Here is a 19,836-nt window from a genome sequence, read left to right as displayed (position 1 = left end):
CATGCGATCCGTCGCGCCCAGCCGATCCATTGTCGAAGCGACGCAGTTGCCGAGGCTCATCCGGATCGGGCACAACCTGCATGTCGCCGCGTTCGGGCTGATGAAGCTGCTGCCTGCCCGTTACATGCTCGATCGCGCCGCCGAGCGGGGCGAGCTGGACTGGGGCACCACGGTGCTGGAGACCTCCTCGGGCACCTTCGGGCTCGGATTGGCGATCGTGTGCCGTCTGCGCGGCAACGCCCTGACGATCGTGGGCGATCCCGCGATCGACCCCGGGTTGCGGCGGCGGCTGAACCAGCTCGGCACCCGCGTGGAGATCTGCGAGGACCCGAGCCCCGAGGGCGGCTACCAGCGCGCCCGCCTGGACCGGCTGGCCGAGCTGCGTGACGAGCATCCCGACCACTACATCCCCAACCAGTACGGCAACCCGGACAACCCCGCGGCCTACTCCGTCGTCGCCGAGCAGCTCTCCGAAGCCGTCGGGCCCATCGACTGCCTGGTCGGGGCCGTCGGCTCCGGCGGCTCGACCCTCGGCACCAGCTCCTTCCTCAGGCTCGTGTCGCCCGACCTGCACCTGGTCGGAGTGGACACGCCGGGCAGCATCATCTTCGGGCAGCCCGACCGGCCCCGCCTCCTGCGCGGCCTCGGCAACAGCCTGGTGCCGGGCAACGTCCAGCACGAGAGCTACGACGAGGTCCACTGGGTGGGCCCGGCCGAGGCCTTCCACGCCACCCGCCGGCTCTACGGCAGGCACTGCCTGTTCATGGGCCCGACCAGCGGCGCCGCTTTCCTGGTCGCCTCCTGGTGGGCCAGGTGCAACCCCGACGCGCAGGTGGTCGCCCTGCTCCCCGACGAGGGTTACCGCTACCTGGACACCGTCTACGACGACGAGTGGCTGCGCGCGATCGATCTGCTCGACGCCCCCGTGGCCCCCGAGCCGGTCGAGGTCGCCCATCCGGCACAGGAGCTCGGCGGCTGGTCGCGTATCGACTGGAACCGGCGGCGGCTCCACGACCTGATCGGGGTGCGGCCATGACCGCGACCCTGCTGCTCGTCGAGAGCAACAGCACCGGGACCGGCCTGCTGTTCGCCCGGCGTGCCCGCGAGCTCGGCGCCCGGCCGCTGCTGCTGGCCGCCGACCCGGACCGCTACGGCTACGCCCGCGAGCACCGGATCGAGACCCGCCGCGTGGACACCGGCGACGCCGAGGCGGTGCTGCGCGCCGCGCGCGACGTGCCGGACCTGGCCGGCGTGAGCACCAGCTCCGAGTACTACGTGCCGGCGGCCGCCCAGGTGGCCGCCGAGCTCGGCCTGCCCGGCCCCGACCCCGCCGCCGTGACCGCCTGCCGGCACAAGGGGCGGCAGCGCGACGCGATGGCGGCCGCCGGCGTGCCCTCGCCGCGCCACGCCGCCGCCGCCTCGGCGAGGGAGGCGGTGACGGCCGCGCGGGCCATCGGCTATCCCGTGGTCGTCAAGCCGGCCGCCGGGTCGGGCAGCACGGGCGTGCTGAAGTGCTCCGACGACAAGGACGTGGCGGGCCACGCCGAGAGCCTGCTCGCCGTCACCGCCAACGAGCGCGGCCTGCCGGTCGAGCCCCTGGTGCTGGTCGAGGAGTACGTACGAGGCCCGGAGTTCTCGGTGGAGACCTTCGCCGGCTTCGCCGTGGCCGTCGTCGCCAAGCACCTCGGGCCCGCCCCGTACTTCGTGGAGATCGGTCACGACCTGCCCGCAGGACTGCCGTACCCCGAGGCCGCCCGGATGCGGCAGACCGCCGAGCACGCGGTGCGCGGGCTCGGCCTGGGCTTCGGCGCCGCACATGTGGAGCTCAGGCTCACCGAGGACGGCCCGCGGGTGATCGAGGTCAACTGCAGGCTGGCCGGCGGCATGATCCCCGAGATGGTCCGCAGGGCCAGCGGGCTCGACCTGGTCACCGCGCAGGTGGCCGCCGCTCTCGGCGCGCGCGTCAGGCTGACCCCCGTCCACGACCGGCACGCCTGCATCCGCTTCCTGGTCAGCGACCTCCCGGCCGTCCTGGACGGCCCTCCTGACACGCTCGGCGCGGCCACGCGGTTGCCCGGCGTGGAAGAGATCACGTTGTATCGCGGTCGTGGCGACCGGTTGCGGCCGGCTCGCGACTTCCGCGACCGGATCGGACACGTGCTCACCGTGTCCGACCGGGCCGAAGAGAGCAGCGCGGCCGCGGCCGCCGCCCTGGACTGTCTCAGGACAGCCATCCGGCCGCTCCCCGAAGGAGTGTCACCATGAGTAGCCCGACGACGTCGATCCCCGCTTCCTCTCCCACGGCCTGGGACTCCGGCCGGCTGAAGCGTCCCGTGTGCGCGGCCGCGCAGGAGATCCTCTTCGACCGCCACCTGCGGCCGTCGGCCGAGCCCGTCGCGGCCGAGCTGCAGCTCATCAGCCAGGTGGACCGGGCGCACCTGGTCATGCTGGTCGAGCAGGGCATCGCCGCGCCCGAGGCGGCCCAGCGGCTGCTCGAAGGGATCGAGCGGCTGCGCAAGGCGCACTTCGGGCCGCTGATCGACCTCCCGGCGCCGCGCGGGCGTTACCTGGCCTACGAGTCGTACCTGATCGACACGCTCGGGCCCGACGTCGGCGGCATCCTGCACAGCGGCCGCTCCCGCAACGACCTCAACGCCACGGTGATCCGGTTGCGGCTGCGCGAGCCGTACGACCGGCTGCTGGCCGAGTGCGACCTGCTGGGCCGGCGGCTGCTGAGCGACGGCCGCCGGTACGCCGCCGTGACGATGCCCGCCTACACCCACCACCAGCCCGCGGTGCCCATCACGTACGGCCACTACCTGGTCGGCGTGGCGGCCGCCCTGGTCAGGGATATGGCGGACCTGTGGAACGCGGGGGAGGAGATCGAGCAGAACCCCCTGGGCGCCGGGGCCGTGGGCGGGACGTCCCTGCCGATCGACCCGCGGCGGACCACCCGGCTGCTGGGCTTCTCCGAGCCGCTGGCCAACTCCGTGCACGCGGTCGCCTCCAGGGACGTCGTGCTGCGGCTGACGTCGGCGGCGGCGGTGCTGGGCGTGCTGCTGTGCCGCGTCGCGCACGACGTGCAGCACTGGTCCAGCGTCGAGTCCGGGCTGCTGCACCTGGCCGACGACGTGGTGGGGTCGAGCTCCATGATGCCGCAGAAGCGCAATCCGTTCCTGCTCGAACACGTGCAGGGCCGCGCCACCGTGGCGCTCGGCGCCTTCACGGCCGCGGTCAGCGCCATGTGCACCTCCCGCTTCACGAACGCCATCGCCGTGGGCACCGAGGCGGTCGCGCACATCTGGTCCACGCTGGAGGCGGCGACGGACGCCGTCGTCCTGCTCCGGCTGGTGCTGGAGGGCGCAGAGCCGGACGCGGCGCGGATGCGGCAGAGCGCGGTGGAGGGGCAGACCGTGGCCACCCACCTGGCCGAGCGCCTGGTGAGCGCGGGCATGCCGTTCCGCAGCGCGCACCACCGGGTGGGCGCCATCGCGGTCGAGGCGCTGGAGACCGGCCGGCCGCTGGAGGACGTGGCCCGGCAGCGCCTGCCCCAGTACGGGCCGGCGGTGTGGTCCGGGCTCGACCCCGATTCCGTCGCGGCCACCGCGAACTACGGAGGCGGGCCGGGGCCGGGAGCGCTGGAAGCGGCCCTGCCCGACGTCGGCGCCCGCCTGACCGACCTGCGCCGCCGCGCGGCCCGCCGTCGCAGGAGGTGGGCCGAGGCCGCCGCTGAACTCGACGCGGCCGTGCACGACATTCTCACCAACCACCAGAAAACCGCATGAGGAGAGCATCATGACCGAGCGCCAGTACACCGTGGTACGCAACGACGAGCACCAGTACTCGATCTGGCCGGCCGACCGGCAGCCGCCCGAGGGCTGGCAGGCCCAGGGGTTCGCCGGGCCCAAGGACGACTGCCTGGCACACATCGACGAGATCTGGACCGACATGCGCCCGCGCAGCCTGCGCGAGCACATGGCCGCCACCGCCCGCTAGCCCCTCCCCGCCGGCCGCTCCGGACGTCCGGGGCGGCCGGCACCTCCGCCGCCGCGCTGCTCCCCTGGAGATCCCATGACAAGCCTGCTGCACAACCCTACGTACGACGTGATGCACGACCCCGCGCCGATCCTCACGGCCGGCGGCGCGGGCTCTCCCGAGTCCTCCGGCCATGTGGAGCTGAGGAGCGACACCTTCACCCTGCCGACCCCGGCCATGCTGGAGGCCGCCTCCCGCGCCCCGCTCGGCGACGACGTCTACGGCGAGGACCCCACGGTGACCCGGCTGGAGGCCCTGGCGGCCGACCTGCTGGGCAAGGAGGCCGGCTGCCTCATGCCGAGCGGCACCATGGCCAACCTCACGGCGCTGCTGGCGCACTGCCCGCGCGGAGGCAAGGCCATCGTCGGCCATGAGTCGGACATCTACGTCTACGAGGCCGGTGGCGCCTCATTGTGCGGCGGCATCGTCTACGACGCACTGCCCAACCAGCGCGACGGCACGATCGACCTGGCCGACATCGAGGAGGCCTGCACGGTCGACCGCTCCGACCCGCAGATCGCGCCGCCCGCGGTGATCAGCCTGGAGACCCCGCAGAACCGGTGCGGCGGGCTGCCCCTCCAGCTCGACTACCTGGCCGAGGTGGGCCAGCTCGCCCGCCGTCACGGCGTCGGACTGCACCTGGACGGGGCCCGGCTGTTCAACGCGGCGGTGGCGCTCGGCGTCACGCCCGCCGAGATCGGGCACTACGCCGACACCATCCAGGTGTGCCTGTCCAAGGGGCTCTCGGCGCCGATCGGATCCGTGCTCGTGGGCGACCGCAAGCTGATCGCGCACGCCCGGCGGATGCGCAAGATGCTCGGCGGCGGCATGCGCCAGTCCGGAATGATCGCCGCGTGCGGCATCATCGCGCTCACCGAGATGACCGACAGGCTGGCCGAGGACCACGAGAACGCGACCCGGCTGGCCAGAGGGCTGTCCAGGCTGCCCGGCGTACGCCTCGACCCCGGCCCGCCGGTGACCAACATGGTCTTCTTCCGCATCCGCGACGACCGGTACACCACCAGGTCGTTCATCGCCGCCGCGGCCCGGCGGGGCGTACGGGTGGAGGAGCTCGGTCGCGGGCGCATCCGGGCGGTGACGCACGCGTACGTCGGGCGGGAGGCCATCGACCGGGCCATCGCCATCTTCGCCGACCTGCTGGCCCCGGGCCCCCGTGGCGCCGAGTTCCCGGCCCGCCATGAGAGCGGGATGATGCCGCGACGATAAGGGCACTTCGCATCGTGGAGGTGAGAGGAAACGCCGGAACCAGGGAAGGACCGGACCATGAAGCGCATCCAGCTCCCCAAGCGCCCCTCCAAGCACCTGCGCGAGCAGCAGCCCGATCTTCGCACGCCCTCCGGGCGGAGACTTCCCTACTGAAGAGCACGAGGGCCCGGCTCGTGAACGACGAGCCGGGCCGCCGGCGTTCAGGCGAACGCCACGCCGTACGTACGGAACCAGTGGTCGAACTGCACCAGGAACCCCAGCGCCCGGACGCTGCCCAGGGTGGTGGCGGGCTGCGGGCCGCCGGGGTCGAGCAGCGCCCTGACCGCGCCCGCATCGAGCAGGTCCTTCAGCGGACCGGCCGGATCGGCGACCGCGTCGCGCACCCGGGCGCGCAGCGATGCCACGTAGGCGGGGTTCTGCATGGCGGGGTAGGCGCTCTTGGGCCGGTTGAGCACCTCGGCGGGCAGCAGATCCGCCACGGCGCGGCGCAGCAGCCCCTTCTCGATGCCGCCGGCGTTCTTGAGCCGCCACGGCACGTTCCACACGTAGTCCACCAGCCGGTGGTCGCAGAACGGCACCCGGACCTCCAGCCCCGCCGCCATGCTCATGCGGTCCATGCGCGTCAGCAGGAGAGGCAGGAAACGCGTGAGGTACAGGTGGCCGACCTCGCGCAGCCGCCGCTCGGCGGAGCTCTCCCCGCCGAGCCGCGGCACCTCCCGCATCGCCTGCGCGTAACTCTCGGCCAGGTACGCGCCGGGCCGGCACCAGGCCGCGGCCTCCGCCCCGAGCAGGCCCGCCAGGCCCAGCGGCGCGGCGCGGTACCAGGGGAAGAACCCGGTGGGCTCGGCCGCCTCCCTGGCGAACCACGGGTAGCCGCCGAACACCTCGTCGGCCGACTCGCCCGACAGCGCGACCGTGCAGTCCCTGGCCACCCTGCGGAAGAGCAGGTGCAGGGAGATGTCGGCGTCGCCCAGCCCCGGCAGGTCGCGCGCCCTCGTCGTGGCGTCGGACCAGGCCAGCAGGTCGGGCACGTCGAGCAGCACCTCGGTGTGGCTGGTGCCGACGTGGGAGGCGACCGCCCGGGCGTAGGGCGCGTCGAGACTGTGGTGCAGCGTGGTCTCCTGGAAATGTTTGCCGCTGTCGTGGAAGTCGACCGCGTAGCTGCTCAGCTTGTCGCCGTACGCGCCGCCCCGGTAGGACCGGGCGCCCAGGGCCGTCACCGCGCTGGAGTCCAGGCCGCCCGACAGCAGGCTGCACAGCGGCACGTCGGAGACGAGCTGCTCGTCCACCGCGCTGCCCAGGAGCTCGCGCACGCGCCGCACGGTCGCCTCGTCGCCGTCCTCGTGGGGCCGCGCGGTCAGGCTCCAGTACGTGCGGTGGCGCGTGCCCCGCCTGCTCACCCGTACCAGCGTCCCGGGGCGGACCTCGGACAGGCCGCGCAGGGGGGAGCGGCCGGGCGTGGGCGCCGACGCGGCGGCGAAGAGCTCGGCGAGCCCGTCGGCGTCGATGACGGGCGCGAAGCCGGGGTTGGCCAGCAGGGCCTTGGGCTCAGAGCCGAAGATCACTCCGTGCGGGGTCCCGGTGAAGTACAGCGGCTTCACGCCGAGCCGGTCCCGCACCAGCACCAGCTCTTCGGTACGCCCGTCCCAGATGGCCAGCGCATATATTCCGGACAGCCGTCCGGCGAAATCCTCTCCCCATTCGAGATACGCACGCAAGACCACTTCCGTGTCACACGTGGTGGTGAAGCGGTGGCCCTTGGCCCGTAATTCATCGCGCAATTCGCGGAAATTGTAGACCTCGCCGTTGTAGGTCATCGCGACCGCCTCCGCCACCGCGGGCTGGGCGCCGCCCGCCACGTCGAGCACGGCCAGCCTGCGGTGCCCGAAGCCCACGTGACGGGCGGTCCACACGCCGGAACCGTCAGGGCCCCGGCAGGCCAGCGTCTCGGTCATCGCGGCCAGCACGTCGCGGTGGTCGCGTAGGTCACGTTGCCAGTCGACCCATCCGACTATTCCACACATCGCCGAACACCTTTCCGTGAGAGCGGCCTGAAATCGGTGATATGCCGAACACCCCGGACGAGGCAAGCGACCTGCGGGACTTCCCCCTGGGTCCGCGCATCAGGGGATTTCCCCTAATTGTGTCCCGCGGCTGTTGCGGGGACCTTGGAGACACAGGGAAGTCAAGGAGGACCCATGTCCCTCAGAACCCGGCCCGGCCGCTGGACGGCCCGGCCCGTAGGCGACGCGCAGCGCATCCTGTTCTGCCTGCCCTACGCGGGTGGCAGCGCGAACGTGTACCAGGAATGGCCACGGGAGATCCACGGGGCCGCAGTGATCCCGCTCCAGCTTCCCGGCAGAGGGAGCAGGTTCAGTGAGCCGCCGCACCACGACATGGGCGCTCTCGTGGACGACCTCCTCGCGGGCGTGCGCACGTACCTTGACCGGCCGTTCGCGATCTTCGGGCACAGCATGGGCGCGCGGATCGCGTACGAGGTCGCCTGCGCCCTGCTGGAGCGGGGCTGGCCGCTGCCCGAGCGGATCATCGCGGCCGGCTCGCCGCCGCCGCACCTGGGGCCGCCCGCCGCCGCCCACCTGCTGCCCGACCAGGAGTTCCTGGCTCACCTGCGCGGGCTCGGCGGCACGCCGCCCGCGTTCTTCGACTCGCCCGAGCTGGTCGACCTCGCCCTGCCGACCCTGCGAGCCGACTTCGCCGTGGTGGCCGGACAGTCCTGGGCTCCCCGCACGCCGATCCCGGTGCCGATCGACGCGCTGTGCGGCGCCGCCGACGCCGCCGTTTCCGTGGCGGACGTCGCCGCCTGGGGCGACCTGACCGGCGGGCCGTTCAGCATGCGCGTGCTGCCGGGCGACCACTTCTTCATCCACGAGGAGCTGCCCACGGTGCTGGAGTCCGTGGGCGAGCTGCTCGGCCAGCTCCAGTTCAGCCGCGGCTAGCGGCGAGAAGGGACACCCATGAACGACTACGGCCAGGTCATCGAGCAGCGCTGCGACGCCTTCCGCAGCCGCCACCACCGCCGCCTGTCCTGCCCGCAGGACCTGGACGGCATGTTCTCCCGCATCCACGCCCTGGACCAGAAGGACGAGCTCTTCCTGCTGATGGTCCGGGAGCGGCACGGAGCTTCCTGACCGCCGGCCCGCCCTGCCCACCGCAGACAGAGGGAACCGCAACCATGTCTCACGATGATCCGCGGGCCGGATGCGTCCGCAGCGCCGGCCTCGCCTCCATCGCCGTGGACCACGCCCAGCTCAGCTACGAATACCTCGACGCCGGCGACGTCGACGCCTACGCCTCGCTCTTCGAGAAGGACGTGGTGCTGAGCAGGCCAGGCCTGACCGTGCGCGGCCGGACCGAGCTGGAGCGCTTCCAGGAGAAGCGGGTCGGGCGCTGCCACCACACGGTGAGCACGGTCATCGCCTCCACGGAACACATCGCCGTCGTCGGAAGCCGTACGCGGGAGCCGGACGAGCCCGGCGAGGGGCCGTTGGAGTTCGCCGACGTCTTCACGCTCTCCGCCAGCGGCCTCTTCTCCGCCCAGCAGACGTTCTACTTCATCGCCCCTGGCTGACCTAGGAGGATGGCATGTCGGAGGAGTATGTGCTCACGTTCGCCTGCCCCGACCGCGCGGGCGTGGTTCACGCGATCTCCGGATTCCTGCTGCGGCACGGCGGCAACATCCTGCAGAGCCAGCAGCACGGGGACAACGCCTCGAGCCGGCTGTTCATGCGCGTGCACTTCAGCGCGCCGGGCGACCTCGCGGAGCTGCGGGCCGACTTCGCCCCGACGGCCGAGAGCCTGGGCATGCAATGGCGGCTCGCCGACGCCTCCGCCAGGCCGCGCCTCCTCATCATGGTCTCCAAGTACGGCCACTGCCTCAACGACCTGCTCTTCCGCCGGCGCATCGGAGAGCTGCCCGCCGACATCCCGCTCGTGGTGTCGAACCATCCCGACCTGGCCGACCTGGTGACCTCCCACGGGATCCGCTTCGAGCACGTCCCCGTGACCCCGGACACCAGGCAGGACGCGGAGGACAGGCTGCTGGCGCTGGTGGAGGAGCATCGGATCGACCTGGTCGTTCTGGCCAGGTACATGCAGATCCTCGGCGACGACGTGTGCAAGCAGCTCGACGGCAGGGCCATCAACATCCACCACTCGTTCCTGCCCAGCTTCAAGGGCGCCGGGCCGTACCGGCAGGCTCACGTCCGCGGGGTGAAGCTGATCGGCGCGACCGCGCACTACGTGACCGCCGACCTGGACGAGGGGCCCATCATCGAGCAGGAGGTCGTCCGCGTCGACCACACCTTCTGTCCCGACCGCCTGGCCGCCGCCGGGCGCGACGTCGAGTGCCTGGCGCTGGCGCGGGCGGTCCAGTGGCACATCCAGCACCGGCTCCTTCTCAACGGCAACCGGGTGGTGGTGTTCAGGTAGGCGAAGCCGTCACGAGGCTGTCACGAACCTATCGTCGCGCCATCACGGGACGCACCCGGCGGCGATAAGCCGCGCGATAGGGCCGCGAATGACTCCTTCCATACCTTCTGAGGCATCGCAGCAACCAGCCGAAAGCCCAGGTGAAGGGGTCCCCGCCATGCAGATCAAGAAGATCGTCATCACCGCCACGATCTCCCTCGCCACCCTGCTCGGCCCCGCCACCGCCATCGCCTACGCCGACACCCCCTGGGACGGACCCACCCCCACCACCGACACCCCCTGGGACCAGCCCACCCCCACCAACGACACCCCCTGGGACGGCCCCACCCCCGCCAACGACGACACGCCCTGGGACTAGCTCCACCCCCACGAACGACACGCCGTGGGACCAGCTCACTCCCGCCCCGTGGGCTGAACCCGCCCGAATCCGGCAGCCGACCCCGGCAGCCGGGTCACCCCCGGTCAAGGAGGGCCGCGACGATCTCGTCGGCCCTCCTTGACCACTGTTCGGCCTGCCGTTCCTGGAACATGGCCAGCGCCTTCTCCGCGACCGCCAGCGCCTCGGTGGTGTCACCCTTGACCGTCAGGATCTCGGCCAGGTCGAGCCGGATCTGCGAGGCGCCCAGATGGTCCATGATCCCTTCCCGGACCTCCACCGCCTGCCGCAGCATGCGCTCGCTCGTGTCGAACTTCCGCTGCCGGCCGTACACGATGCCGAGGTTCTGCAGGGCGTAGCTCTCGCCGATGATGTCGCCGATGTCGCGCACCATGCGCAGGACGGTGCCCTCGACCTGCTCAGCCCGCTCGTAGTCGCCGCTCAGCAGGTGCGTCTTGCAGAGCTTGTTCAGCACCTGGGCCTCCACCCGGCGGCTGCTGGTCTCCCTGACGATCTCCAGGGCCCGGTTCAGCCGTTCCTCCGCCGCGGCGTACTGCTGCAGGTCCAGCTCGATCTGCGCCATGTTCGCCAGGACGTGGGCCTCGCCGACCAGGTCCGTGTGGAGCCGAAACCCGGCCAGTGCCTGCCGGTACAGCTCCGCGGCCCTGTCCAGCTCCCCCTGCCGGTAGTGGAGCAGGCCCAGGTTCCGCGAGGCCAGGGCCGTACCGTGCTCGTCGCCGAGTTCGCGGAACTGGGCGAGCGCCGACTCCAGCAGCGGGCGCGCCAGGGAAGTGCGGCGCTGGTTGAGATGCATGGAGCCGAGCGAGCACATGAGCGCCGACATGCCGCGCACGTTGCCCGCCGACCTGGTGGCGATCAACGCCCTCTCGTGCGTGTGCTGCCAGTCCTCGAAATAGCTGCGGGTCTCGAAGAGGGACACCAGGGTGACCGCCAGGTCCCAGCACGCCTCGTCCAGGCCGTGGTCGGCGGCCTGCATCACGGCGGCGCACAGGTTGCCCCGCTCGCGTTCGAGCCAGTCGAGCGGGCTCTCCAGCAGCCGGTCGAGGTGGTGGCCCGGGAGTGTCCAGCGCGGGGCCGAGCCGTGCAGGAGCGTGTAGTCGCCCCCGTGCAGGCGGCGGTGCGCCTCCTCCGCGATGTGCAACCATGCGCCCGTCACCCGGCCGAGTACGGTGAGCCTGGTCGGCTCGTCCTCGTGCTCGTGCAGCCGCTCCCGGGTGAACACCCGGATGAGGCCGTGGAACTTGTAGCGCGGATCGCCGCCCGCGTCCACCCCGGCCACGTCGAGCATCTGGTCGTCGACGAGCTGCTCCAGCCGGTCCATGGCGCGGTACACGTCGTCGTCGAGCAGGGCCCCGGCGAACCAGGCGGGGATCGTCACGGACTCCGCCACGCTCAGCAGCCGCAGGAGCCTGCGGGTGCGCTCGTCCATGCTCTCGTACGTGAGCGAAAGGCTCTTCCTGACGACCATCTCGCCGTGAGCGAGCTCGTCGAGCCGGTGCCGCTCGTCGGCCAGGCGGCCCACCATCGAGGCCAGCGACCAGTGCGGGCGGGCGGCGAGCCGGGCCGCCACGATCCTCAGCGCCAGCGGCAGGCCGCCCACCACCTGGGTCAGCGCGGCGGCGGCTTCCGGCTCGGCCGCCACCCGGTCGGGGCCGATGACCTTCCCGATCAGCTCCAGCGACTGTTCCTGGTCCATGACCTCCACGGGGAGCTGCAGCGCGCCGGGCAGCCCGGTCAGCCGCGCTCGGCTGGTGATGATCACCGCGCATCCGGCGCTGCCCGGCAGCAGCGGGACGACCTGGGCCTCGCTCTCCACGTCTTCCAGCATCACCAGCGTCTGCGTGTTGGCCAGCATGCTGCGATAGGTGGCGGTACGCTCCTCGACGCTGCTCGGCACGGCAGGGCCCGGGATCCCGAGCGAGCGCAGGAACGTGCCAAGCGTGTCGGCGGGTGGCACGGTCTGAGGCTGGCTGCCCCGTAAATCCCGGTAGAGCTCCCCGTTGGGAAACTCGCCGGACAGGCGGTGAGCGAGGTGCACGGCCAGGGAACTCTTGCCCACCCCCGCCTTGCCGCTGATCACGACGATGCGGACCGCCTCGGCCTCGCCTCCGCGTAAGAAGTTCTCCGCCGTCTCGATCAGGGACCGATGCCCGGTGAAGTCCGGGATGTCGGTCGGGAGCTGGTGCGGGGTGACCGACAGGAGCACCGCGGGCTGTTCGGACGCGGACGCGGCGGTGGCGGTGGCGTGAGCCGGCCTGTCGAGCAGCAGCGACTCGTCGCCCGCCAGGATCGCCGATTCGAGCTGGCGCAGCTCCTCGCCCGGCTCCAGGCCCAGTTCCTCGATGAGGTGTGTACGCCCGGCCCGGTAGACGTCGAGGGCCTCCGCCTGCCGTCCCGATCTGTACAGGGCAAGCATCAGCTGGCCGCGCAGCCGCTCGCGCAGCGCGTTGCGCTGCACCAGGTCCGTCAGCTCGCCGATCAGCTCGCGGTGCCTGCCCAGCTCCAGTTCGAGGTTGATGCAGGTCTCGTGGGCGGTGAGCCGGGACTCGTCCAGACGCAGCGCCTTGCTCTCCAGCACCTGGCTCGCGACCCCGCTGAGCGCGGGTCCCCGCCACAGCGACAGCGCCTCCCGCAACATCTCGGCCGCCCCGAGGATGTCCTCCGCCTGCGCCAGGTTCCCGGCCTCGTGCACCAAGCTCTCGAAGCAGTACGAGTCCAGATCCTCCGGCGTGATGCTGAGCTGGTAGCCGGGCGAGCGCCGGACGATCTCGGCCTCGACCGGCAAGAGCGTGAGCAGCCGCCTCAGTGCCGAAATGCAGATCTGCACCTGGCTGCGCGCGCTCGACGGAGGATCCTCGTCCCACACGGCGTCGATGAGATGCTCGGTGCTGACGATGTGGTTGGCTTCCAGCAGCAGCGCCCCGAGAACGATCGGCTGCCGCCCGGGTGCGATGGGCACGACGGTGTCGCCGTTGCAGAGTTCGATGGGCCCGAGGATCCGGAACGGCGTTCCAAAACCCCCAGCCACTGCGCGGCCCCCGAGTCATTCTGAGTAACTTGACAAGCACGCGTTCCATGCCCGCCTGACACCGGTGAGGTGCGGCGTCGGGGGCGGTATGGAAGGTTGTTGCGATCAACGTATATAGGGACAGGTGCCGCGTCAAGGACCCAATTCCTCTACCTTCCAAAAGGGTCGATTATCGGCGGTCGCACGGCTGGAATTGGCCGCCATTTCCGGCCACCGCACTTTCCTGAATGCCGCACGCAAGCGATCTTCTGACACTCTTTGCGGCCGACGGCAGTGCGCGTCCACCAGCGTGTTGTATCGACATAAAGGCACGGCCGTGACAAACGAAATCGCCGACCCGGCCGTACCCATGTCAGCTCACCCAAGATTCCTCCGGACCGCTGAATTACGCGGCACGCGGGGCATCCCCGTAGTCTTCCGGGCCCCGTTATGGTTCGCGACCTGCTCGTCGGATACCTCGGCGGCAAGCCGGTGCCGGCCGGAAGCCTGGTGCTGAGGATGCTCAGCCGGCCTCCGGTTCGGTGAGCCCCACCAGGGACGGCAGCGCCGCGAGATCGTCCAGGACGAAGGTCGGCTGGTCGGGTGCCGTGTGCAGGTCGGCCGGATCGGTCACACCAGTCAGGACGAGCGCTGTGTCCAGGCCGTTGCGCGTGCCCAGACGAACGTCTGTTTCGAGCCGGTCCCCGACGACGAGCACCTCATGAGCGGCGGCCCGCAGCCGATCGAGTGCGGCGTGCGCCATCATCGCCGACGGCTTGCCCACGACGACCTCGACCCGGCGTCCGACGGTCACCTCGAGAGCGGCGATGATTCCCCCGCAGTCGGGGACCTCCCCATCGTCGACGGGACAGGTCGGGTCGGGGTTCGTGGCGACGAACCGGGCTCCGGCCCGCAGCGCGCGGAACGCCTCCATCCACTTGCGATAGTCGAAGGTACGGTCGAACGAAACCACGACCACATCCGCGTCGCGGCCGCTGTCGACGAGACCGATGCCGTGTCCGGCGAGTTCGGCGTGCAGGCTCGATTCGCCGACCAGCAGGACCCGTGCGCCCGCCGCCTCGGCCAGGAGCCAATCTATGACCACGCCACCAGAGGTCAGCACGTCTTCCGGCTCTGCGGCCACGCCCAGCGCCCGCAGCCGTTCGGCATACGATGCCGAGGAGCGGGTGGGGTTGTTGGAGACGAAGAGAACGGGCACGTTCGCCGCGCGCATCCGCTCCAAGCTCTCGACGGCTCCCGGCAGCGGCCGGCCCGCTCGATACACGGTGCCGTCGAGGTCGCAGATCACGGCCCGGTACGCGCCCCGGCGCGCGCCGGGGCGCACGGTCCGGCCAGCGCGCCTGCACTCGTTGTCGCCTCGCACGGGGTTCCTCTCGTCAGTGGGGCCCGGAAGTCCTGCACAAATGACGTCTGCCCTCACCGGACCGTCATGGACCGGACGAGGTCAACCAGGCGCTGCGTGACGATCTCGCTGATCTGCTGCCCCTTTTCTGCGGAGGCGGCCTGGGGGTCGCCGAACACGCCCGTGGACGAGACGTCGGCGAAGCGGCGGTAGATGATGGCGCTCCCCGAGCGGAGCATGTCGGCGGTGTCCCAGCTGAACCAGCTCTTGTTCTCGCGCGGCGGTATGGCGGACTCGTCAACGAGGTGGGGGGCGATGGCCAACAGCAGCGAGGTTTCGAGTTCGCATGCGTGACCGACACCGCCCGGGCCGGTCGTACTGATGGCGAGCAGGGCCTCGGAAGCTATCTGCCACCACGCCGTCCGGACGATCTTGCATTCGGGCCGGCTGTGCCCGAGCTGTTCCAAAGCGACCTGGGCGATGCCTTCGTTGCCACCGTGGGCGTTGAGAATCAGCAGGCTGGTCATGCCGTGCCGCAGAGCTGAGTCGGCGGTCTGCACGATCTGGCGCAGCAGCGTTTCGTGCGTCAGGGACAAGGTGCCGGGAAAGTCGTCGTGGTGCTTGGAGTAGCCGACCGAGACGGTGGGCAGGATCAGCACGTCGTCACCGAGGTGCCGGTCGATCCCCTGACAGAAGTGGTCGACGAGGATACGGTCCGTCGCCAGCGGGAGGTGTGGTCCGTGCTGCTCGACCGCACCGAGCGGGAGTATGACCGGCAGGGACCTGTCGACCGTGGCGAGTCGGGCCGAGGTCATCTGTTCCCAGTACGTCATGAGGCGGCTCTCATCGTGCGACCGCCCACATCTCCACTTCGACGAGGAGCCCGTCGAGCAGGGCCGCTCCGACCACTGTGCGCACGGGGCAGGGTTCCGGCATGTACGTCCGGTAGACCGAGTTGAAACGTCCCCAGGTCGCCATGTCGGTGAGATAGGCGTTCACCTTCACGACGTCGGCGAGCGTGCATCCGGCGAACGCCAGCTGGCGTCGGCAGTTCTGGAGAGTGAGATGCGTCTGCTCTTCTATGTCATCCCCGACGACCGAGCCGTCCTGCACGATCGCGGCCTGGCCGGACACCACGACCAGGCGGTCCGCCCGCACGGTCAGGACCGGGGAGTAGGGCCCGGCAGTGGCATGTTGGGTGGCATGGGCAGGGAGGTCCTTCGCGGGGAACGCGACGGAGCTGTCTCCCATCGGGTTCGGCAGCCGGCCGATGAACCCCCTGATGCGCCAGCGATCGGCGTACCGCCGGCAGAGGTAGAGGGTCTGCCAGTTGAGGTGCACCAGTCCACCGTCGCGACGGCGGATCGTCCCGTCGAACTTCTTGTGCGCGACAGCGTCCGCCTCGTGAATCTCGATGTCCCGCAGCGTCGTGGCCTCCCTCAACCCGGCCTCCAACGTGTCAGCCGGAACGGCCGCGCCCAGTTCCGCGCTGCCCGCCGACCATGAGTCACGGTAGGCCGCGAGATTCTGCCCGACTCTCCAGGAATCGGGGTTCGACGTCCTTCTGGCATCGATCGACACGAATTCCGACGAGCTGACATAGTCGGCCTCGACCATGGTCCACTCGTTGCGGACGTACGCGCTGATGTCGCGGTCGACGAGCATCGTCCAGATCGCGGCGCGATCGGGATCTGCTGGGAATGGGTTCTCTGGGCTCACTGCGGCAGGTACTCCTTCTCGGCTGTCCGGAACTCGACGCGGGCCTGCTCGTCGAGCTCGACGCCTAGACCGATTCCGTCTGGAAGAAACGCGTAAGGGGGCTCGATCCGTAGTGGTTGGCGGAGCAGGTCGTGGGACCGGATCAGGCGTCCGAAGATGTCGCTGGGCCGCACGCACGTTCGTGCGGCGGCGCAGGAGTGGAGATAGGCGGCCTCCGCGATACCGAGGTCGACCTGCGATCCATGCCAGGTCGGCATGTTGAACAGGTCCAGGGCGTGGTCGAGGCGACGGAAATCGCTCAACCCCGCGGTGATGTTGAACATGTCCGCGGTGCCGCGCTGGAGTACCGCGACGGCTTCACTGCCGCGGTCGGAAAACTGCGGGTAGGCGAGCGACAGGTGGCGTGCCAGCGGTATCGGGACGACGGATCGCAACCGTGACCACTCATCGAGCATCCAGTGCGGGATCGGATCCTCAAGGCAGGCGACATTGCCTATCTCGGCCAGCGCCAACCCGATGGCGCGCGCTTCTGCGAGGTGTTCGAAGCGGCCGTTGGGATCGAGTACGACGGACATGGCGGGTGCCCGCTCGGCGATGGCTCCGCACCACGCCACGACGTCGTCCTCGAGCGAGCACTTGAACTTGACGGTCGTGAAGCCCGCGGACGCGAAGGAGCGGACCAGATCGCCGACGTCATCCACCGTGCGGTGACTCGACCACGCGCTCACCGCGACCCGGTCGCGCAGCGGTCCGCCGAGCAGGTCGACGACCCTCAGGCCGAGGGATCGCGCGAACGCATCCCAGACGGCCATCTCGAAGCCGTCGAATTCGTGGACACGAGGAAGCGGCACGTCCTGCATGCTCACTGACCGCAGATCCAGACCCACCAGCGCGGTGGCCATCGCGTCCACGGACTCCCAGTCGTGCGCGCGGTACAGCTCGCCGAGGCCCACCGTCCCGTCCCGCAGCTCGAGTTCGAGGATGACCTTGGGCATCTCGTCGAACTGGACGGACCAGCTCGCGGCGCCCTTCCACGGCTTGTTGTGCAGCGGGCGGTGAAGCGATGGCGACTCGATGACTCCGGGATGCGCGGGCACGACGACCTCGGTCGCGCGGATCCGTGAAATCCGCATGGGATCGTTCATCGCGCGTCCGGGCCTTCCGCACGTAGCGCCGCCTGCCGTTTTCGATCGGCATAGATGCGAGCACTCATCTCGCCGTTGTAGAGCCGGGCGGTGAGCCCGGCATCGATGGTGATCACCTGGCCCGTGACGCACCGGCTCTGCTCCGACAGGAGAAACCGCACTGCCCAGCCACAGTCGATCGGCTCGATCGTCCTCTGGAGCACCTGCTCGCTGCCGGTGTGCGCGGCGATCCAGGAGGCGTCGTGCGCGGGATAGCCGGGCGGCACCAGATCCCGGTTGATCGGGACATATCCCGGTGCTATGGCGTTGCAGCGCACGCCGATTGATCCGAATTCGACGGCGCAGGCGCGGGTCAGCCCCTCCACCGCGGCCTTGGCGCTGGCGTAGATGGCGTACTGGCCGATCGTCTTGTCGGCGTGGACCGACGAGACGTTGACGATGGCGCCCGGCCGGCCGTGCGCCACCACTGACCGGGCGAAGGCCTGGCTCATCAGCCAGACACCCCGGAAGTCGATGTCGACGACGCGGTCGAACTCGGCTTGGGTCGCGTCGAGCATCGGTGCGATGAGCCCGACGCCGGCATTGTTGACGAGTCCGGTCAGCGGCCCGGCGCGGTCGATCGCCTCCTCGAATATCCGCGCCACGTCGTCCGGCCGCGAGACGTCCCCGGCCACACCCACTGCGCCGGGGTAGCGACGCACCGTTCTCTCTACGTGCTCATCGACCAGGTCGTTGATGACGAGTCGCGCCCCTGCCGCGTGGAGCGCGTCACACACCCCGGAGCCGATTCCGGGGCCGGACGCCCCGGTGACAAGGACTGTGTGGCCGGCGAGGTCGTGAGCGGGAACGGCGTGCTCAGGTGTTGTAGAAGGAACGATTCCGGCCGACGGTCGCGGTCCAGACTCCACCACGAGATACCCTCGATCCTCATTTGCTTTGTCCCATTTTATGGGACGGTGGACCATTATAGGTGGCACGGAGATCGAGTCAATCATGCTTCGTGGGCTGCCATCAATGGCGGCAATGCGAACAGGAGGTGGCGTTCCGCAGGCATCTTGGGTGGGGCCGTTGACACGCACCGCAAGCACCGCCTAGCTTCGACCCCCTCGGGAAACGGTCCGCTGTCCCGCTGAATGGGACGCGTTGAAGGGATGCGCCCATGCAGATGCGACACCGGCGCCGCCGCAAGAGAGCAGCCGCCCTCATGCTCGCCGTCACACTTGGACTGTTCGGTTCGGCCTGTTCCGCCGACGGCTCGGGGGACGACTCGGCTCAGGAATTCACCTACTGGTCGATGTGGCAGGAGAAAGAGCCGCAGGCCAAAGTTCTGGCGAAGGCGCTCGCGGACTTCGAGAAAGAGTCCGGCATCAAGGTGAAGGTGGAGTGGCAGGGGCGCGACAATGTCACGAAACTCCTGGCGGCGCTGCGCACCGACAACGTCCCCGACCTCATCGATCAGCAGTACTTCACGGTCAGCAACGCGATCGTCAAGAATGATCAGTTCAAGGACCTGAGCGACGTACACAACATAGAGATACCTGGCGAAGGCAAGACCGTCCGCCAGGTGATCCCGAAAAAATACGACCAGTTCACGACCGCGGCCAACGGCGCCCAGTTCCTGATCCCGTACGAGGTGATCGGATACTCGATCTGGTACAACGCCAAGACCTTGCCTGACGTCGCGAGCAACCCGCCGAAGACGTGGCAGGAATTCACGGACGTCCTGGCCAAGTCGAAGGCGTCCGGCCGCAACCCGATCGCCCTCGACGGGGACATCGCCGGGTACGCGGAGTTCTGGACGGCGACGGCACTGGCCCGAACGCTCGGCACAGGTGGCTTCTACAAGCTCGTGTCGGACAAGCAGGCAAGCGGCTGGAACAACGCCGACGTCCGCAACGCGCTCACCGCCATCGCCGACCTCGCGAAGCAGGGTTACTTCATACCGGGGTACGACAGCAGCAAGTTCCCCGCCATCCAGACGAAGTGGGCGCAGAACCAGGCGGACTTCCTCTACATGGGCAGCTGGGCTCCGACCGAGACCGAGACGCTGGCGGCACCCGGTTTCGAGTACCGGTCGTTCAACTTCCCGACGCTCGGAAATGACGACTCTTTGCCGGCGAGCGTCATCGGATTCGCTGTCCCGAAGGCGGCGGGCCACGCCGAGGAGGCGCAGAAGTTCATCGCCCACTTCCTCCACAAGGAGCGGCTGTCCAAGATCTCCAGCGAGGCGAACAACCTCACCCCCCGATCGGATGTCGAGGTGCCCAAGCAGCTGGCGGACGTCAACGCCCTCCTGCAGGAGAAGAACCTGAGCAAGATCACTGACGGAGTTCTCGGAGACTTCTCGGACTTCGACAAGAAGGTCTTCCAGCCGCTGAATCTCAAGCTCATGACCGGCAAAGTCACACCGGACGAGTTCATCGCCCAGATCACCACCGGTCAGCGCGACTTCTGGGCGGGACACCACTCATGACGCTCGCGACACCTCCTGCGG

The 19,836-nt window shown here is 69.8% G+C and carries 18 protein-coding genes; 11 read left to right on the top strand and 7 right to left on the bottom strand.

What is annotated here, in order from left to right:
* Position 1 precedes the first annotated feature (1 nt).
* The 5 genes from ACTWPV_RS26865 (at position 2) to ACTWPV_RS26845 (ending at position 5,262) form a co-directional block, all read left to right on the top strand.
* Complete coding sequence (locus tag ACTWPV_RS26865; RefSeq protein ID WP_443153895.1) at positions 2-1,036, top strand: pyridoxal-phosphate dependent enzyme; 1,035 nt, start codon at positions 2-4, stop codon at positions 1,034-1,036.
* Positions 1,033-2,265, top strand: a complete 1,233-nt coding sequence (locus tag ACTWPV_RS26860) for an ATP-grasp domain-containing protein (protein ID WP_443153894.1) — start codon at positions 1,033-1,035, stop codon at positions 2,263-2,265. The genes ACTWPV_RS26865 and ACTWPV_RS26860 overlap by 4 nt, the downstream gene beginning before the upstream one ends.
* Positions 2,262-3,785: an argininosuccinate lyase gene (locus tag ACTWPV_RS26855; RefSeq protein WP_443153893.1), complete on the top strand. Its 1,524-nt coding sequence runs from the start codon at positions 2,262-2,264 to the stop codon at positions 3,783-3,785. The genes ACTWPV_RS26860 and ACTWPV_RS26855 overlap by 4 nt, the downstream gene beginning before the upstream one ends.
* Positions 3,786-3,795: 10 nt before the next feature.
* Positions 3,796-3,996, top strand: a complete 201-nt coding sequence (locus ACTWPV_RS26850; protein ID WP_347643562.1) for an MbtH family protein — start codon at positions 3,796-3,798, stop codon at positions 3,994-3,996.
* Positions 3,997-4,071: 75 nt separating this feature from the next.
* Positions 4,072-5,262: a GntG family PLP-dependent aldolase gene (locus tag ACTWPV_RS26845; RefSeq protein ID WP_347643563.1), complete on the top strand. Its 1,191-nt coding sequence runs from the start codon at positions 4,072-4,074 to the stop codon at positions 5,260-5,262.
* A 200-nt stretch (positions 5,263-5,462) separates the two neighbouring features.
* Here ACTWPV_RS26845 and asnB read toward each other — a convergent pair whose 3' ends face one another.
* Positions 5,463-7,286 carry an asparagine synthase (glutamine-hydrolyzing) gene (asnB, locus tag ACTWPV_RS26840; protein ID WP_443153892.1) on the bottom strand — a complete coding sequence of 608 codons (1,824 nt, stop codon included), beginning with the start codon at positions 7,284-7,286 and terminating at the stop codon, positions 5,463-5,465.
* Between the two features lie 174 nt (positions 7,287-7,460).
* Between asnB and ACTWPV_RS26835 the strand changes: the two genes are divergently transcribed.
* The 5 genes from ACTWPV_RS26835 (at position 7,461) to ACTWPV_RS26815 (ending at position 10,069) form a co-directional block, all read left to right on the top strand.
* Positions 7,461-8,219: a thioesterase II family protein gene (locus tag ACTWPV_RS26835; protein ID WP_347643565.1), complete on the top strand. Its 759-nt coding sequence runs from the start codon at positions 7,461-7,463 to the stop codon at positions 8,217-8,219.
* A gap of 18 nt (positions 8,220-8,237) precedes the next feature.
* Positions 8,238-8,411: a hypothetical protein gene (locus ACTWPV_RS26830; RefSeq protein WP_443153891.1), complete on the top strand. Its 174-nt coding sequence runs from the start codon at positions 8,238-8,240 to the stop codon at positions 8,409-8,411.
* A 44-nt stretch (positions 8,412-8,455) separates the two neighbouring features.
* A complete protein-coding gene (locus tag ACTWPV_RS26825; protein ID WP_347643567.1) occupies positions 8,456-8,851 on the top strand; it encodes a nuclear transport factor 2 family protein in 396 nt (131 codons plus the stop codon).
* Between the two features lie 14 nt (positions 8,852-8,865).
* The gene (gene purU, locus ACTWPV_RS26820) at positions 8,866-9,711 is read left to right on the top strand and encodes a formyltetrahydrofolate deformylase (RefSeq protein ID WP_347643568.1); all 846 of its coding nucleotides are present in this window, start codon (positions 8,866-8,868) and stop codon (positions 9,709-9,711) included.
* Positions 9,712-9,868: 157 nt separating this feature from the next.
* A complete protein-coding gene (locus ACTWPV_RS26815) occupies positions 9,869-10,069 on the top strand; it encodes a hypothetical protein (protein ID WP_443153890.1) in 201 nt (66 codons plus the stop codon).
* A gap of 94 nt (positions 10,070-10,163) precedes the next feature.
* Here the strand turns inward: ACTWPV_RS26815 and ACTWPV_RS26810 are convergent, their stop codons facing one another.
* The 6 genes from ACTWPV_RS26810 to ACTWPV_RS26785 all read right to left on the bottom strand — a co-directional run bounded on the left by ACTWPV_RS26810 (position 10,164) and on the right by ACTWPV_RS26785 (position 18,307).
* Positions 10,164-13,067, bottom strand: coding sequence for an AfsR/SARP family transcriptional regulator (locus ACTWPV_RS26810; RefSeq protein WP_443153889.1), 2,904 nt, complete (start codon positions 13,065-13,067; stop codon positions 10,164-10,166).
* A 571-nt stretch (positions 13,068-13,638) separates the two neighbouring features.
* Positions 13,639-14,499 (bottom strand): HAD-IIA family hydrolase, encoded by an 861-nt coding sequence (locus tag ACTWPV_RS26805; RefSeq protein WP_443153888.1) that lies wholly within the window; start codon positions 14,497-14,499, stop codon positions 13,639-13,641.
* A gap of 53 nt (positions 14,500-14,552) precedes the next feature.
* A complete protein-coding gene (locus ACTWPV_RS26800; RefSeq protein ID WP_443153954.1) occupies positions 14,553-15,293 on the bottom strand; it encodes a creatininase family protein in 741 nt (246 codons plus the stop codon).
* A gap of 28 nt (positions 15,294-15,321) precedes the next feature.
* Positions 15,322-16,095 carry a RidA family protein gene (locus tag ACTWPV_RS26795; RefSeq protein WP_443153887.1) on the bottom strand — a complete coding sequence of 258 codons (774 nt, stop codon included), beginning with the start codon at positions 16,093-16,095 and terminating at the stop codon, positions 15,322-15,324.
* Between the two features lie 98 nt (positions 16,096-16,193).
* On the bottom strand, positions 16,194-17,342 hold the full coding sequence (locus ACTWPV_RS26790; RefSeq protein ID WP_443153886.1) for a mandelate racemase/muconate lactonizing enzyme family protein: 1,149 nt from the start codon (positions 17,340-17,342) through the stop codon (positions 16,194-16,196).
* On the bottom strand, positions 17,339-18,307 hold the full coding sequence (locus ACTWPV_RS26785) for an SDR family NAD(P)-dependent oxidoreductase (protein ID WP_443153953.1): 969 nt from the start codon (positions 18,305-18,307) through the stop codon (positions 17,339-17,341). Before ACTWPV_RS26785 ends, ACTWPV_RS26790 begins: the two co-directional genes overlap by 4 nt.
* Positions 18,308-18,501: 194 nt before the next feature.
* On the opposite strand from ACTWPV_RS26785, the gene ACTWPV_RS26780 reads away from it, so the two are divergent.
* Complete coding sequence (locus ACTWPV_RS26780) at positions 18,502-19,815, top strand: ABC transporter substrate-binding protein (RefSeq protein WP_443153885.1); 1,314 nt, start codon at positions 18,502-18,504, stop codon at positions 19,813-19,815.
* Positions 19,816-19,836 lie beyond the last annotated feature (21 nt).

Source organism: Nonomuraea sp. KM88 (genome assembly GCF_052245635.1).
Classification (GTDB): Bacteria; Actinomycetota; Actinomycetes; order Streptosporangiales; family Streptosporangiaceae; genus Nonomuraea.
The sequence above is the reverse complement of the archived record's forward strand: the minus strand, read 5'-3'. Positions and strand labels throughout refer to the sequence as shown.